The 15284-nt window shown below is 58.6% G+C and carries 16 protein-coding genes; 8 read left to right on the top strand and 8 right to left on the bottom strand.

Translation table 11 applies throughout. The features are described from left to right. Nucleotide 1: 1 nt before the first annotated feature. Entirely contained in the window at nt 2–589 is a 588-nt protein-coding gene (gene acpT, locus PGS10_RS10145; RefSeq protein ID WP_213797598.1) for a 4'-phosphopantetheinyl transferase AcpT, read from the top strand. Here the strand turns inward: acpT and arnF are convergent. The 8 genes from arnF to PGS10_RS10105 form a co-directional block, all read right to left on the bottom strand. Beyond that, a complete protein-coding gene (arnF, locus tag PGS10_RS10140) occupies nt 573–956 on the bottom strand; it encodes a 4-amino-4-deoxy-L-arabinose-phosphoundecaprenol flippase subunit ArnF (RefSeq protein ID WP_045397099.1) in 384 nt (127 codons plus the stop codon). The genes acpT and arnF overlap by 17 nt on opposite strands. Further along, entirely contained in the window at nt 956–1294 is a 339-nt protein-coding gene (gene arnE, locus PGS10_RS10135; RefSeq protein WP_045397101.1) for a 4-amino-4-deoxy-L-arabinose-phosphoundecaprenol flippase subunit ArnE, read from the bottom strand. The genes arnF and arnE overlap by 1 nt, the downstream gene beginning before the upstream one ends. Then, a complete protein-coding gene (arnT, locus tag PGS10_RS10130; protein ID WP_289577753.1) occupies nt 1291–2946 on the bottom strand; it encodes a lipid IV(A) 4-amino-4-deoxy-L-arabinosyltransferase in 1656 nt (551 codons plus the stop codon). The genes arnE and arnT overlap by 4 nt, the downstream gene beginning before the upstream one ends. Continuing rightward, complete coding sequence (gene arnD, locus PGS10_RS10125) at nt 2943–3845, bottom strand: 4-deoxy-4-formamido-L-arabinose-phosphoundecaprenol deformylase (protein ID WP_045397107.1); 903 nt, start codon at nt 3843–3845, stop codon at nt 2943–2945. The genes arnT and arnD overlap by 4 nt, the downstream gene beginning before the upstream one ends. Then, entirely contained in the window at nt 3842–5827 is a 1986-nt protein-coding gene (gene arnA / locus PGS10_RS10120; RefSeq protein WP_047078858.1) for a bifunctional UDP-4-amino-4-deoxy-L-arabinose formyltransferase/UDP-glucuronic acid oxidase ArnA, read from the bottom strand. Before arnA ends, arnD begins: the two co-directional genes overlap by 4 nt. Further along, complete coding sequence (gene arnC / locus PGS10_RS10115) at nt 5824–6807, bottom strand: undecaprenyl-phosphate 4-deoxy-4-formamido-L-arabinose transferase (RefSeq protein WP_045397114.1); 984 nt, start codon at nt 6805–6807, stop codon at nt 5824–5826. The genes arnA and arnC overlap by 4 nt, the downstream gene beginning before the upstream one ends. A gap of 1 nt (nt 6808) precedes the next feature. Next, on the bottom strand, nt 6809–7948 hold the full coding sequence (arnB, locus tag PGS10_RS10110) for a UDP-4-amino-4-deoxy-L-arabinose aminotransferase (RefSeq protein ID WP_045397116.1): 1140 nt from the start codon (nt 7946–7948) through the stop codon (nt 6809–6811). 393 nt (nt 7949–8341) lie between these two features. After that, on the bottom strand, nt 8342–8848 hold the full coding sequence (locus tag PGS10_RS10105) for a phenolic acid decarboxylase (RefSeq protein WP_026612202.1): 507 nt from the start codon (nt 8846–8848) through the stop codon (nt 8342–8344). Between the two features lie 97 nt (nt 8849–8945). Here PGS10_RS10105 and PGS10_RS10100 point away from each other — a divergent pair, with 97 nt between their 5' ends. The 7 genes from PGS10_RS10100 to nikR all read left to right on the top strand — a co-directional run bounded on the left by PGS10_RS10100 (nt 8946) and on the right by nikR (nt 15243). Then, nucleotides 8946–9806: a LysR family transcriptional regulator gene (locus PGS10_RS10100; RefSeq protein WP_049059225.1), complete on the top strand. Its 861-nt coding sequence runs from the start codon at nt 8946–8948 to the stop codon at nt 9804–9806. 117 nt (nt 9807–9923) lie between these two features. Continuing rightward, nucleotides 9924–11492, top strand: coding sequence for a nickel ABC transporter substrate-binding protein (gene nikA / locus PGS10_RS10095; protein WP_047078857.1), 1569 nt, complete (start codon nt 9924–9926; stop codon nt 11490–11492). Next, the gene (nikB, locus tag PGS10_RS10090) at nt 11492–12436 is read left to right on the top strand and encodes a nickel ABC transporter permease subunit NikB (protein WP_316422869.1); all 945 of its coding nucleotides are present in this window, start codon (nt 11492–11494) and stop codon (nt 12434–12436) included. The genes nikA and nikB overlap by 1 nt, the downstream gene beginning before the upstream one ends. Then, entirely contained in the window at nt 12433–13266 is an 834-nt protein-coding gene (gene nikC / locus PGS10_RS10085) for a nickel ABC transporter permease subunit NikC (protein WP_045397126.1), read from the top strand. The genes nikB and nikC overlap by 4 nt, the downstream gene beginning before the upstream one ends. Further along, a complete protein-coding gene (gene nikD, locus PGS10_RS10080) occupies nt 13266–14030 on the top strand; it encodes a nickel import ATP-binding protein NikD (protein WP_047078856.1) in 765 nt (254 codons plus the stop codon). The genes nikC and nikD overlap by 1 nt, the downstream gene beginning before the upstream one ends. Further along, on the top strand, nt 14027–14818 hold the full coding sequence (gene nikE, locus PGS10_RS10075) for a nickel import ATP-binding protein NikE (protein WP_047078855.1): 792 nt from the start codon (nt 14027–14029) through the stop codon (nt 14816–14818). Before nikD ends, nikE begins: the two co-directional genes overlap by 4 nt. Further along, nucleotides 14806–15243: a nickel-responsive transcriptional regulator NikR gene (gene nikR / locus PGS10_RS10070; RefSeq protein ID WP_047078854.1), complete on the top strand. Its 438-nt coding sequence runs from the start codon at nt 14806–14808 to the stop codon at nt 15241–15243. The genes nikE and nikR overlap by 13 nt, the downstream gene beginning before the upstream one ends. Nucleotides 15244–15284: the final 41 nt, after the last annotated feature.

Raw genomic sequence — 15284 nt, 5'->3', positions numbered from 1 at the left:
GATGTATCAGCTTATCCTCGGCCACATCTCAACCCTTAGCGCCCTGCCGCTGCCGCCTGTGCTGATGGCGCAGGCGCCGGACGGCCCGCGGCGGGCCAGCTGGCTTGCCGGGCGCGCGCTGCTGGCGCATGCGACTACCCCGCTAATGGATATTCAGTATGGCGAACAGGGTAAACCGGCATTCCCGCCCGGTAGCGGGCGGTGGTTTAACCTTAGCCACAGCGGCGACCATATTGCCCTACTGCTGAGCGATGAAGGCGAGGTTGGCTGCGACATAGAAGTGATTCGCCCGCGCAACGGCTGGCAGCGGCTGGCTAACGCCCTGTTCAGCGAGGGCGAGCACCAGGAACTGGAGCGTGAACCGCCGGAGCGGCGGTTAGTCGCCTTCTGGCGTATCTGGACGCGCAAAGAGGCCCTGGTGAAACAGCGCGGCGGCAGCGCCTGGCAGATGGCCTCTGTTGACAGCGCCTTTCACGGCGCGCTGTCATTAAGCCAGATTCAGTATGAAGGGTTAAGTATTGCGGTCTGTACGCCAACGCCGTTTAAGCTGACGGCGGCGCACATTCAATGTTTTAACGGCGCGGCTTAACCGGCCAGAAGATAGTCAGCACGCCGGCGATAATAATCAGCACGCCCAGCAGCGATTGCCAATAAAACGGTTCATGCCAGCCGGGCAGCCAGATGGCGGCGGCCCACACCAGAATGTAGCTCAGGCTTAGCAGCGCGTAAGCTTTGGCCAGCGGTAAGCGGTGTAGCGCGAAATACCAGCAGACCATCGACAGCAGATAGCCAACCAGGCCGAAACCCAGGCTGAAGGTACCGGTGCGAAAATGCAGCAGATGATTGAGGAAGGTCAGGATATCGGTCAACGGCGGCAGTTCGACCATCGCGCTGCGCAACAGCAGCTGTGCGCCGCTGACCAGGCCAACGCTCAATAACGCCCAGATTAAGCCCATCAGACGCTACTCCCCAGAACGGCGATACCGACGACGATAAGCCCGACGCCAAGCCAGTGGCGGCGCGCCACCGGCTCGCGCCAGATGCCCCATGCCGCCAGCGTCACCCAGACAAAATTGAGGCTCAGCATCGGATAGGCAATACCGACCGGGATTGCCTGCAGTACCCCCAGCCACAGCAGCATACCGCCGCCGAGCGCCAGCAGGGCTAATCCCAACCAGACCAGGATATGCCGCCCGCGCCGTCCGCTACGGGACGGCCGGGTTGCCTGCTTCTGGCACAACTGACCGGCGCAGCTAAGCAGGCTGGCGAGTACCAGACAGAACCAGACACTCATTGCGGCAGATACTGAATAAATACCACGCGCCCCAGCACGTAGGAGTTATCAGGTTTCGGTAACGCCAGTTCGTTCATCGTTTCACCTTTATCCATCAGCAGCACCAGTGAGATGGGTCCCTGCTGGCGGTGCGCCGCCAGCCAATCAGCAAATTCGTGAGTCGCCAGGAATTTGCTCTGCGCATCCGGCCAGCCGAGGCCATATTTTAGCTCCCCCTGCTTGTCATACAGGATGATGTCGTCACGCTTGAGCTCCCACGCCAGCCCCGCGCCGATACCGACACTGTTGGTCAGTACATAGCGGCTTGGCGCCAACGATTCACTCACGATATCCACCAGGAACTGCGGCTGTTTACTGTCAATAACCCGATCCGGAATAGCGAAGCCCACCAGCAGCGCCAGCCCCAGCGGGCAGATGGCGGCCAGCGTCCAGCGACGACCGTTGTCCTTGATTGCCAACCAGCCCATTAGCGCCCATACGGCAAAGGCGATCGCCGCCAGCAGACATTTATACAGCTCGATCTTCGTCCACACCGGTTTATGCATGACACCCCACGGTGAGACCACCAGCACCGCGACCAGGCCGAGCAGACCAAAACCGAGGTTGATCATGCCGTTGATGCGCAGCGCTTTCGCCCCCGCCTTCGCGGCATCCAGCGCGTAGCGGGCCATCAAAATCGACAGCGGCATAAAGCACGGCAGAATGTAGGTCGGCAGTTTTCCCTTGGCGATGCTGAAGAACAGGAACGGCATCGCCACCCAGCCTAGCAGATACAGCGCGCCGCGGGCATCATCGCGTTCGCTCCAGCCGCGCTTGAGCGCGCCCGGCAGCAGCGCCAGCCACGGCAGGCTGCCGGCTATCAGGAACGGAATGTAGTACCAGAAGGGCGCTTTATGCTGGGCGTCTTTCTCGGCGAAACGCTGAATATGTTCGACCCAGAAGAAATAGCGCCAGAAATCCGGTTCGCGATTAGCGATAGCCAATCCCCACGGCAGCACCACCAACGTACAGACCACCACCGCCAGCCAACCGTAGGTTAGCACTTCGCGCCAGCGTTTACGCGCAATCACCCACGGCAGCACGCCAACTACCGGTACCGCCAGCGCCAGGAAGCCCTTGGTCATCACCCCCATCCCGCAGGCGAAGCCCAGTACGATATAACCCAACAACTTCCCGCCGCGGCTCTGCGCCTGGGAGGCTCCCCAGAAGCTGCACATCGCCAGCGCCAGCCACATGGTGATCATCGGATCCAGCACCGCATAGGTGCCAATCGCGTAGACCAGCATCGCGGTGAGGAAGATAACCGGCGACAGGATCGCCACGCGTTTATCGCGGAAAATACGCCACGCCAGCCACGCCACCAGCAACGCGCTGACGGTAATGGCGAAAACCGCACCGAAACGCACGCCGAAGTTATTATGGCCGAATAGCCACTGGCCAATACTGTTAATCCAGTAACCGGCAATCGGCTTTTCAAAGTAACGCAGGCCCAGCAGATGCGGCACCACCCAGTCGCCGGAGGCCAGCATTTCACGGCTGATCTCGGCATAACGGGTTTCATCAGGCTGCCACAGCAAACGGAAATTTAACGGCAATAAGTAATACAGCGCAAAGAGTACAACCAGAGAGACGCCATAACGAATGCTTTTCATACACCCGAGCCCAGTAATTGTTCACGTCCAAGCCAACCTTCCCGGCCAGCCAGTTCACCACGGACCACTTTGCCTGACGGCAGCTCGCTAAAGTCAGCGGGCAACAGCTGGCTCAGTGGGCAAAATTGTATTTCTTCTTCCTCCGCCATGGCCAGCAGCGCATCGAACTGGTCGGCGTAGGCAATGCCTTCCACTTCGGCGTGGATGGTATAGACCGGCGTTCCCTTGTCGCGATGGATGCAGTCCAGCAGATAGCGGTTAAAGCCAGCGCTATCTACGGCGCTACCGACCACTTCATCCCAGGTGGGAAGCGTCACCGGGATTTGTACGGTGCCGGAGGCCCCGCCGCCAAGCTGCGGCAGGAATGGCCGCGTGCCGCGACAATCGCTGTTGTAGAGGAAATCGAAGGATTCTTTCGCTTTTACCACCCGCTGGTCGGCACGCCAGCCGGCGACGGCTGAGCAGGTTACCGGGCGACCGATAATGCGTTCCAGTTCGAGCAGACCGCGTTCCACTTCCAGCGTCAGACGTTCCTGCGGCCACACGCCGCTCCATGCCTGCCAGCTGTAGTGGTCCCAGGCATGCAGACCCACTTCATGGATCTGCGCGGCGGCGCGAATAACCTCTTCGTTACCCGCGCCAATCCTGCGCCCCGGCCACGCGGTACCGGCCAGCAGAATATCCCAGCCGTACAGCGACGCCGCGTTAGAGCGCAGCATTTTCCACAGAAACTTCGGTTTTACCAGGCGCCATAAATGGCGCCCCATATTGTCCGGCCCGACGCTGAAAAAGAAGCTTGCCTGAATTCCATGCTTGCCCAGCAGGGCCAGCAGCCGCGGTACGCCATCACGCGTCCCGCGAAAGGTATCGACATCTATGCGTAAGCCGACTTGTTTCATGAGTTTTTATCGTCCGTGAGCTCAACGGTGCGCAGGAAGAAGTCCAGAGTATGCTCAACGGTCTCTTCCATCTCGACGGTCGGTTCCCAGTTCAGGCAGCGTTTTGCGTTACGAATGCTCGGCTTACGATGCTCAACGTCCTGGTAGCCTTTACCGTAGTAATCGCTGCTTTCCACTTCACGGAAACCGGCGAACGGCGGGAAGCGATCGCGCAGCGGGTGGCGCTCGAAGCAGGCAAGCAGCATTTCCGCCAGCTCTTTGATGCTCGCTTCGTTTTCCGGGTTACCGATGTTGATGATCTGACCATCGCAGCGACCATCTTTATTCTCAATGATGCGGAACAGCGCTTCGATACCATCGCTGATATCGGTGAAGCAGCGCTTCTGCTTGCCGCCTTCGATAAGCTTAATCGGCGAACCTTCCACCAGATTAAGGATCAGCTGAGTGATGGCGCGGGAGCTACCGATACGCGCGGCATTAAGGTTATCCAGACGCGGCCCCATCCAGTTGAACGGACGGAACAGGGTGAACTTGAGGCCGTTCTTATCGCCGTAGGCCCAGATCACGCGGTCCAGCAGCTGTTTAGAAACCGAGTAGATCCAACGCTGTTTGTTGATCGGCCCGACCACCAGATTGGAGGTATCTTCGTCGAAGTTTTTGTCGGTGCACATGCCGTACACTTCCGAGGTCGACGGGAAGATGATGCGCTTATTGTATTTCACGCAGTCGCGGATAATTTTCAGGTTCTCTTCGAAATCCAGCTCGAACACGCGCAGCGGGTTACGGGTGTATTCGATAGGCGTGGCGATCGCGACCAGCGGCAGTACCACGTCACATTTCTTAATGTGGTATTCGATCCACTCGGAGTGGATACTGATATCGCCTTCCACGAAGTGGAAACGCGGGTTATCGAGGAAACGGCTGATGGCGTCAGAGCCGATATCCAGGCCGTAAATCTCATAGTTGTCGTCCTGCAACAGACGTTCGGTCAGATGGTTACCGATAAAGCCGTTGACGCCGAGAATCAGCACGCGGGTACGGCGCTTCACCGCCACCACCGGTTTGCTGCTCAGCACCGCGCTGGTCACCAGCCCCAGCGCCTGCGCCAGTTGGGTACCCTGCATATAAACGCCGCGTTCGGTCTGGCCGGTGACAATTTCCAGCGCCCCCTGCTGACAGGCAACCACCAGCGGCGCGACAGAGATCACGGTGCCGGGCTTGGCTGCCGGCAGGTCGGCGCGCACGCGGGATTTCCAGACGATAAATTTGTTCGCGCCGGCATAGGCGAAAGCGCCAGGCCACGGATCGGACACCGCGCGCACCAGATTGTGCAGAGTCTGCGCCGGTTTGTCCCAATCGAGACGCCCATCTTCCGGGGTACGACGGCCAACGTAGGTCGCCTGGCTGTGGTCCTGCGCGCGTTCCTGAGTCTTACCCTCACGAATAGCCGGCAGCGCCTGGCCCAGCAGATCGGAGGCGGCGGCGCACAGTTTACGGTGCAGCGCCAGCGCCGCTTCATCCGGACCGATAGCCACAGCTTGTTGGGCGACGATATCGCCCGCGTCGGCGCGGTTAACCATTCGATGCAGGGTCACGCCGGTTTCACTTTCGCCGTTGACCAGCACCCAGTTCAGCGGCGCACGACCGCGGTATTTCGGCAGCAGAGAACCATGCAGGTTGAAAGCCCCCTTCGGCGCGATATTCAGGATCTCATCGCACAGCAGGTTGCGGTAGTAGAACGAGAACAGCACATCCGGCTTCATCTCGCGAATACGTTCAATCCACAGCGGATGGTTAACATCTTCCGGCGCCCATACCGGGATACCTTGCTCGGCGGCAATACGGGCAACGGAACCAAAGAAATGGTTTTCGCCAGGGTTATCCGGATGGGTAAAAATAGCGGCGATTTCATAACCGGCATCCAGCAGTGACTGAATACCTGCGCAACCCATATCGTGATAAGCGAAGACTACTGCTTTCATGAACGATCTTCCTCTTGAGACGCCGTTTCCGGCTGACGAACAACACGTTGAATAAAGTAACGGGGACGGGCGCGGACATCGTTATAGATGCGGCCGATATACTCCCCGAGCAGGCCCATACCGACAAACTGGGCGCCGATAAACATGAACAGCACGGCGAAGAGCATGAACACCCCTTCCGCCGCCCACTGTGGACCGAAGGCCAGACGCAGCACCACCAGCAGCAGGCCGAAGGCGAAGCCCAACAGGGCTATCACGCTGCCGAAAATGCTCAGTAAACGCAGCGGGGTGGTGGTCAGACAGGTCACCAGGTCATACATCAGGTTAATCAGACGCATGAAGCTGTATTTGGAGTCGCCGAATTCGCGCTCGGCGTGCATCACCGGGATCTCGACCGCCCGGCGGGCGAAAGTATTCGCCAGAATCGGGATAAAGGTGCTGCGCTCATGGCAGTTGAGCATGGCGTCGATGATATGGCGGCGATAGGCGCGCAACATGCAGCCGTAGTCCCCCATGGCTTTACCGGTGGTACGCTGGATCAGGCGGTTAATCATCTTCGAGGCAGATTTACGGAAGATGCTGTCCTGACGGTTCTGGCGCACGGTACCGACCACGTCGTAGCCTTCATCGGCTTTTTCCACCAGCCGCGGGATCTCTTCCGGCGGGTTTTGCAGGTCGGCATCGAGGGTGATGATCAGATCGCCGGTGACATGGCTGAAACCGGCCATAATCGCCGAGTGCTGGCCGTAGTTACGGTTCAACAGCACCGCCACCACGTGGCTGCCTTCGGCTTCGGCGGCCTCGGTCAGCATGCGCGCGGAATCGTCGCTGCTGCCGTCGTCGATCAGCAGAATTTCATATTGGCGCCCTAGCGTCGCACAGGCGGCGTCGGTACGACGCAGCAGCTCCGGCAGACTATCCTGTTCGTTATAAACCGGGATAACCACCGAGACTTTTTTTACGGGAGGATAAGTAAGCATATCAACGTCCTGACAACTGATGTAGCGCGGTAATGACGCGGGTGACATCGTCGTCGGTCATATCCGGGAACAGCGGGATGGAACAAATGCGCGCGCTGTTCCATTCGGTATTCGGTAACGAAACTTCAGGAAAACGCTCGCGGTAATACTTTTGCGTATGGGCCGCGCGGAAGTGCAGACCGGTGCCTATGCCCATGGCTTTGAGTTTTTCCATCAGGGCATCGCGGCTGATGCCGCAGGCCGCTTCATCAACGCGGATAATAAACAGGTGCCAGGCGTGCTGGTGATCCCATGCCGGAACGGTCAGCGGCTTAAACGGGGTATCAGCCAGCTCGCGCAGGTAGCGCTGGGCGATTGCAGCGCGACGTTGATTCGCCTGCGCCAGCTTATCCAACTGCACCAGCGCCAGCGCGGCGTTGATATCGGCCAGATTGTATTTGAAGCCGGGGGTAATCACTTCCGCCTGCGGCGCTCGGCCGTGGGTCTGGCGGTCGTAGGCGTCAACGCCCAGGCCGTGGAATTTGAGGCTGCGGATGCGGGAAGCCAGCTCGTCATCATCGGTGACGATAAGCCCCCCTTCGGCGCAGGTCATATTTTTGATCGCGTGGAACGAGAAAATCGCGGTGCCGCGCCAGCCGACGTGGCGGCCCTTATAGTGCGTTCCCGCGGCATGCGCGGCATCTTCGATAACCGGAATACCGTGGCGCTCGCCAACGGCGCGGATCGCATCGATATCCGCAGGCGCGCCCGCGTAGTGGACGGGAATAATCGCTTTCGTCCGCGAGGTGATCGCCGCTTCCACCGCCTCGGGGGTAATCATCAGATTATCGTGATCGACATCGATCATCACCGGCGTAGCGCCCAGCAGACAGATCATATTCAGCGTCGACACCCAGGTTTGCGAAGGGGTGATCACTTCGTCGCCAGGGCCAATGCCCATCGCCATTAGCGTGACGTGCATACCGCCGGTAGCGGAGCTGACGGCGATGGCGTGGCGGTTGCCGGTCAGTTGGCAAAATGCCTCTTCCAGCGCCTGGTTTTTAGGACCGGTAGTAATCCATCCTGATTGCAAAACTTCACGCAGCGCAGCCAGCTCTGCGTCGCCCATCGACGGGCGCGAAAACGGCAGAAATTCGCTCATCTTTTTCCTGTTCTATTAATAACCCACTAAAAAAGGGGGCCGGTAGAAAGAAATATCCTGCGCCAGCGGACTTAAACAAAATGAAAATGAAGTCGGTTCACCGCCACATTTCATTCCAGGGTATTTCGACGGTTATAAATCTAGTCGCTGTTGCTTAGGATAATATTAAGAAATTAATATTTTTCGCGAGAATAGTAATATCTCATTGAGAATCAGATAGATAGTATTTTCTTATGACAGGAATCAGCAGCAAAAAGCCCCAGTTTCATAGAGAAAACTGGGGCTTAACGGGTGAAAGTAAACGAATCGTCAACCAGCCCGCAATAAATATTTATTTACGTTTTAATCTATCGGTAAAAATTAGTGTTAGATCACAGAATTATTTCTGCTGTATTACAAATTTGCAGGAAAATCTGCGGGTAATTCATTAGCCGGGCAATTAATTACATCGTTATTATCCGCGCCACAATCGCGAACAAAGGTGATAGTCGCGAATTCATCAATCACTTCGGTCGGGTAGGCCGGGCCGGCGTCACGATAGGCGTTCATTAACGGAATATGATCGTTCTGGAAGCAGACGGTTTTTTCCGGGTTATTCATGATCCAGCGGGGGAAGAATATAGTGCCGTGGAACAGTTTGTCGCCCAGGTTGACGATCAGGCTGACGTCGGTACCGGTTGGTTCGGTCCAGGAAATTTTATAAATGCTTTCGCCTACCCGCACGATGTACGCATGCTGGTCTTTCACCCAACGGTTGGCAACGATGCCGCTGTGAATACGATAGTCCAGAGTGGTGCCATTTTTAACGTAAATTTCGTAGTTCCAGCCGTTGTCGTAGGTATAAACCAGATGTTTACCGATAAAGCCGCTGAGGTCATGTTTGTCAAAAGTGCTCATTATTTATTCTCCTCTGTTTCGTTGAGGTAAGAATACGGCTTTAAAAATTGAATGAATAACGCTATGTTTGGATTAAAATAATCTAATTTTTAGATGAATCATGCACAAGACCACGCTGGAACAATGGGCGCTATTGGAAAAAGTGATTGAGCTGGGCAGCTTTGCCAAAGCCGCGGAAGAGACCAACCGCAGCCAGTCTTCGGTGAGCTATAACCTGGCGCTGCTGCAGGAACGTTTAGGAGTGGCGCTGCTGGCGCCGTCCGGACGGCGAGCGGTGCTGACGCCCGCTGGCGAACTGCTGCTCAATCAGGTGAAACCGTTACTGAAGGCCTTTTCGTGGGTTGAGACCCACGCCGCGACGCTGCGCAACGGCGTGCGCACCCGTCTGGATCTGGTCGTCGACAGCATTTTCCCCCGCCAGCGGCTGTTCGCCATTCTGCGTCAGTTTCAGCAACGCTACCCGCAAACTCAGGTTCGGCTGACCGAAGTGCTGGAAAACGTCGATGAGGCAAGCGCCGCCCGCAGCGAGGCCGACGTGATGGTCTTAACCCGTCGCCAGGATATTACCGGACGCGGCGAATGGCTGATGAATATCGACTTTATCGCGGTCGCCCATCGCGACCATCCGCTGTCGCAATCGGATGAATTGCTGGACGACAACGCGCTGGCCCCTTGGCCGCTGATCCGCATTGCCGACCGTAGCGGCGATGCCTCATCCACCCGCGATGCCTGGACCTTTTCTACTATTGATGCCGCCATTGATGCGGTGCTGTATCAGGTGGGATTCGGCTGGTTGCCGGAGGAGCGGATACGCGCACATCTGGAACAGGGCGTGCTGAAAGCGCTGCCGCTGAGCCATGGCGCCCGCCGCGCCACGCCGCTGCATTTGATAGTCAAGCGGGACCTGGCGCCGCTCGATGAACAGGTCACCACCCTGTTGGATTTGTTCAGACAATCGTAATCATATGCTACATATGATTTTGTTATGGTTTTCTCCCAACATATTGATCCAGGTTACTCCTTAAGTATGACAAATTATTAAAATCGTCATACTTTTCGTTCCTTCTGGATGTAAACCTTGTCTATTTTCCGCACCACCTTGCTGGCGCTCTGCGCCTGCATTCCTCTGCTCGCGCCCGCCGCCATGCATGAAATCGCCATCGCCTGGCCGGTTAACGTCGGTCCTCTCAATCCACATCTGTATACGCCGAACCAAATGTTCGCCCAAAGTATGGTGTATGAGCCGCTAGTCAAATATCAGGCTAATGGCCGGGTTACCCCCTGGCTGGCTACCCGCTGGATCCACTCAGCCGATGGTAAAATCTGGCGTTTCACCCTACGTGATGATGTCTACTTCTCCAACGGCGAACCTTTTAACGCCCAGGCCGCGGTGGCCAATTTTCAGGCGGTGCTGGCCAACCGCCAGCGGCACGCCTGGCTGGAGTTGACCAATCAGATAACGGACGTTCAAGCGCTCAGCGATAACGAACTACAAATCACCCTGAAAAGCGCCTACTACCCGTTCCTGCAGGAACTCGCCCTTCCCCGCCCGTTTCGTTTTATCGCCCCCTCGCAGTTTGTTGACGGTAGTACCCAACGAGGCATCAAGGCGCCCATCGGCACCGGTCCGTGGATGCTGGCCAGCTCGCAGCTTAATCAGCAGGATGTACTGGTACGCAACCCGCGCTACTGGGGAAAAAAACCGGCGCTTGAGAAAGTCACCGTGAAAGTGATCCCCGATGCCACCAGCCGGGCGGTCGCCTTTGAAACCGGTGAAGTTGATCTGCTGTATGGTGATGAAGGGCTACTGCCGCTGGATACGTTCGCCCGTTTTCGCCAGCAGGACGCGTACCGCACGCGTCTTTCCGCCCCGACGCAAACCGTGATGCTGGCGCTCAATACGCTGCAAGCGCCAACGAATGAACTGGCGGTACGCGAGGCGCTTAACTATGCCGTCAATAAACAGGCGCTCATTGACGGCGTGCTGTACGGCACTCAGCAGGTCGCCGATACGCTTTTCGCGCCCTCGGTACCTTACGCGCCGGATAACCTGCTGGCGCGCCGCTTCAATCCGGATAAGGCCCGTACGCTACTGGAAAACGCCGGCTGGACGCTAACGCCCGGCAAGGATATTCGTGAAAAAGACGGGCGCCCGTTGCGACTTGAACTGGCTTTTATCGGCACCGATGCGCTGGCTAAGTCGATGGCGGAAATCATCCAGGCCGACCTGCGCCAGGTAGGTATCGATGTCGGGTTGGTCGGCGAAGAGGAGAGCAGTATCTATGCCCGCCAGCACGATGGCCGCTTCACGATGATCTTCAACCATACCTGGGGAGCGCCGTTCGACCCGCACGCGTTTATGAGTTCGATGCGCGTCCCTTCGCACGCCGACTATCAGGCGCAGCGTGGCCTGCCGGATAAGGCAATCATTGATCAAGAGATAGGAGAGGTCCTGACCACCACCGACGAGAGCCGCCGTCGCGAACTGTATCGCGATATCCTCACCCGTCTGCACAACGAAGCGGTCTATCTGCCGATAAGCTACGTCTCGCTGATGTCCGTCGCCCGCAAAACGCTGGGCGAAGTGCCCTTCGCGCCGGTGACCACCGATCTGCCGTTAGAGCTGATTACGCCGGTGGCGCCATGATGCTGAAATATCTTCTTCGCCGCCTGCTCCCGCTGCCGTTGATGCTGCTTACCGCCTCGGCGATCATCTTCCTGTTGTTACGTCTTGGCGCCGGCGACCCGGCGCTGGACTATTTGCGCCTCTCCAACGTGCCGCCCACCAGCGAAATGATTGCCGCTACCCGCGAGCAGCTCGGGCTCAATCAGCCGCTGGCGCGGCAGTATCTACACTGGCTGTGGCGCGCGCTACATCTCGATTTCGGCGTCTCCTACGCCAGCCAGCGCCCGGTGCTGGACGACCTGCTCCATTTTCTGCCGGCGACGCTGCAGCTCACCGGCGCGGCGCTGGTGATTATTCTGCTGACCTCGCTACCGCTGGGGATCTGGGCCGCGCGCCATCGCGACCGATTACCCGATTTCGCCGTACGTTTGATTGCCTTCCTCGGTGTCTCAATGCCCAACTTCTGGCTGGCGTTTTTGCTGGTAATGTTCTTTTCCGTCCATCTGCGCTGGCTACCGGCGATGGGCTACGGCGGCTGGCGACATCTGCTGCTGCCGGCGTTCTCCATCGCCCTGATGTCGCTGGCGATCAATGCTCGCCTACTGCGCGCCAGCATGCTGGAAGTGTCCAGTCAGCGCCACGTGGTCTGGGCGCGTCTGCGCGGGCTGAGCGAAGGTCAGATTGAGCGGCGACACGTGCTGCGTAACGCGACCTTGCCGGTGGTGACGGCGCTGGGTATGCACATCGGCGAGCTGATTGGCGGCACGATGATCATCGAAAATATCTTCGCCTGGCCCGGCGTCGGTCGCTATGCGGTTTCCGCGATTTTCAATCGCGACTACCCGGTGATCCAATGCTTTACCCTGATGATGGTGGCGGTGTTCGTGCTGGCCAATCTGGCGGTCGACCTGCTTAACGCCGCGCTCGATCCGCGCCTGCGCCGCCATGAGGAGGCCGCCGTATGACGCTGTTCGCGACCTTCCGCTGGCCGGTAAAACTGGCGCTACTCATTATTGCGCTGCTGGCGGCAATCGCCATGAGCAGCGGCTGGTGGCTGCCCTATGACCCGGCGGCCATCGATCTCCATCAACGTCTGCTCTCTCCAGGCGAGGCCCACTGGCTCGGTACCGATCACCTCGGCCGTGATATTTTCTCGCGCCTGCTGGCCGCCACCCGCGTCTCGCTGGGCGCGGTGATGGCCTGCCTGCTGCTGGTGCTGCTGATCGGCCTTACGGTCGGCGGCAGCGCCGGGATGGTGGGCGGCCGCGTCGATCGCGGCCTGATGCGCCTGGCCGAGCTATTTATGACCTTCCCGACCTCAATACTTTCGTTCTTTATGGTCGGCGTACTCGGTACCGGTCTTAGCAACGTGATTATCGCCATTGCGCTGTCGCACTGGGCCTGGTACGCAAGGATGGTGCGTAACCTGGTGGTCTCTCTGCGCCAGCGCGAGTTTATTCTCGCCGCACGCCTGAGCGGCGCGGGCCATTGGCCATTGTTCCGTGACCATCTGGCCGGTGCGGTGCTCCCTTCGCTGCTGGTGCTCGCCTCGCTGGATATCGGTCATATGATGCTCCACGTAGCCGGGATGTCGTTCCTCGGCCTCGGCGTCAGCGCGCCAACGGCGGAATGGGGGGTGATGATCAACGACGCCCGCCAGTACATCTGGACGCAGCCGCTGCAAATGGTCTGGCCCGGACTGGCGCTGTTTATCAGCGTGATGGCTTTTAATCTGGTGGGCGACGCGCTGCGCGATCGTCTCGATCCTCAGCTGATCGCGGAGCATAACCACTGATGCCGCAAAAGATCCAACTGGAACAACTTTCGCTCGTCGCCGACCGTCCGCTGGTCAGCGACGTTTCCCTTACCCTGCGCCGCGGTCAGGTGCTGGCGCTGCTCGGCAGTAGCGGCAGCGGTAAATCGCTGACCTGCGCCGCCACGCTCGGTATTTTACCGCCCGGCGTCAGGCAAACCGCGGGCCGGGTGCTGCTCGATGGTATCCCGGTGTACGGCGAACAGCTGCGCGGCGCGACCATCGCCACCATTATGCAAAATCCGCGCAGCGCCTTTAATCCGCTGCACACCATGGCGGCGCATGCGCGGGAGACCTGTCGGGCGACGGGTTACGAAGTCAACAACGCCGCCCTGCTGGCAACGATGGAAGAAGTGGGGCTGGAAAATCCGCTCTCGCTGCTCAAGCGCTACCCCTTCGAGATGAGCGGCGGCATGCTGCAGCGGATGATGGTGGCCCTGACCCTGCTCAGCCGCGCGCCGTTTATTATCGCCGACGAGCCGACCACCGACCTTGATGCCGTCGCCCAGGCGCGCATTCTCGACCTGCTGGCGGATATCGTCGCCAACCGCGGACAGGGACTGCTACTGGTGACCCATGATATGGGCGTTGTCGCCCGGCTGGCACATGACGTGGCGGTGATGGAAAACGGTCGTATTGTTGAACGCTGCGACGTTAACACGCTATTTAGCGCCCCGCAGCACTCGCTCAGCCAGCGCCTGCTGGCCGCTCATCTGGCGCTGTATGGCCTGGAGAAAACACCATGAATTTACTCAGCGTAAACGCAGTGAGCCACGATTACCCCCATCATGGCCCGGTATTGCGCGATATCCAGTTCGACATCGCCTCCGGTGAAACGATGGCGCTGCTCGGGCGCAGCGGCTGCGGCAAAAGTACCCTGGCGCGGATGCTGGTCGGTCTCGAAACGCCGCGGTATGGCGAGGTCGCCTGGCGCGGCGCGTCGCTGACCTCCCTGAAGGGGGAGGCGATCGGCGCCTTTCGCCGCGATATTCAGTTGGTGTTTCAGGATGCCATTAGCGCGGTGAATCCGCGCAAAACGGTGCGCGAGATTATCAACGAGCCGCTGCGGCACCTGTTTAGTTTATCGCACGATGAGCGTACGCAGCGGGTGGAGGAGATGCTGCTGGCGGTTGACCTCGCCCCGGCGCTGCTCGACAAGCGTCCGGCGCAGCTCAGCGGCGGACAGCTGCAGCGCGTGTGCCTGGCGCGGGCGCTGGTGGTCCGGCCGCAGCTATTAATTCTCGACGAAGCGGTATCGAATCTCGATCTGATGCTTCAGGCGGAAATTATCGCCCTGCTCAAACGCCTGCAGGCGCAGTTCGCCACCGCCTGCCTGTTTATCACCCACGACCTGCGGCTGGTGGAGCGTTTTTGCCAGCGGGTGCTGGTGATGGATAGCGGACGCATCGTTGAAACGGCAACGGTTAGTCTGCCGCTGCGCCTTACATCCGCTGCCGGACAGGCGCTACAGCGCGCGGTGCTCCCGCCCTTTCCCCACACTCTGCTTAACGAGGCCATGCCATGCAGCGCGTAACCCTGACTCTGGATGATGACCTGCTGGCCGCGCTCGACGCGCACAGCGCCCACCGCGGCTATCACAACCGCTCAGAAGCGGTGCGCGATATTCTGCGTGACGCGCTCCACCACAATCCGCTGCAACAGGCGGCGCAGCGCGGCTATGCGGTCCTGTCGTACGTGTATGAGCATGAAAAACGCGAACTGGCGAGCCGGCTGGTCGCCTCTTCGCATCAGCATCACGATCTCTCGATCGCCACGTTACATGTCCACATCAATCATGATGACTGTCTGGAGATCGCGGTGCTAAAAGGCAACATGGACGAAGTACAGCATTTTGCCGACGAGGTTATTGCCCAGCGCGGCGTGCGGCATGGGCATTTGCAGTGTTTAGCGGATGATCAAAACCTTGAAAATGAAGCCGCTCAATCCATAAAAAATTGAGAATGATTTATGTGGTTTATCAACAGTTGATAAACCACATA

It is taken from the genome of Klebsiella sp. 141153 (assembly GCF_032601995.1).
Classification (GTDB): domain Bacteria; phylum Pseudomonadota; class Gammaproteobacteria; order Enterobacterales; family Enterobacteriaceae; genus Klebsiella; species Klebsiella aerogenes.
Note: the sequence above shows the minus strand (reverse complement) of the source record. Positions and strands in the feature narration are given on the sequence as shown.